The 522-nt window shown below is 59.0% G+C and carries 1 pseudogene; it reads left to right on the top strand.

The features are described from left to right. A pseudogene (locus tag AABW11_RS20030) lies at positions 1-461 on the top strand (beta-ketoacyl-ACP synthase); the annotation flags it as partial. Positions 462-522: the final 61 nt, after the last annotated feature.

The raw sequence follows: 522 nt of genomic DNA, 5'->3' as shown, positions 1-522 counted from the left end.
AGGTGGTCGGCTTTGCAACCAACAGCGATGGGCAACACGTCACGCAACCCTCGAAGAATACGATGACGATGGCCATTCGGCTCGCGATGGCGGACTGTGGTCTGCCGGGCGAAGCGATCGGCTATGTAAACGCCCATGGCACTGCTACCGATGTGGGCGATGTTGCCGAGTCGCACGCAACCAAGGTTGCTCTGGGAAAGCCGGTACTCATCAGTTCACTCAAGAGCTACATGGGGCACACCCTGGGGGCCTGCGGCAGCCTGGAGGCCTGGATGACCATCGAGATGCTGAAGCGAAACTGGTTCGCGCCGACCATAAATCTGAAGAAGGTGGATGCCCGCTGCGCGGAACTCGACTACATCATGGATGAAGTACGGCCGCTCGAGGCGGAGTACGTTATGACCAACAACTTCGCATTTGGTGGTGTCAACACGTCCCTCGTGTTCCGGCGTTGGGCCTGAAGGAGAGCTGCAAGGTGGTGTGGCACGGATCGCTGGAGGGCTTGCCATGACCGAACTGCAT

The sequence above is a fragment of the Rhodohalobacter sp. 8-1 genome, assembly GCF_038150125.1.
Lineage (GTDB): Bacteria > Bacteroidota > Rhodothermia > Balneolales > Balneolaceae > SW132.
The sequence above is the reverse complement of the archived record's forward strand: the minus strand, read 5'-3'. Positions and strand labels throughout refer to the sequence as shown.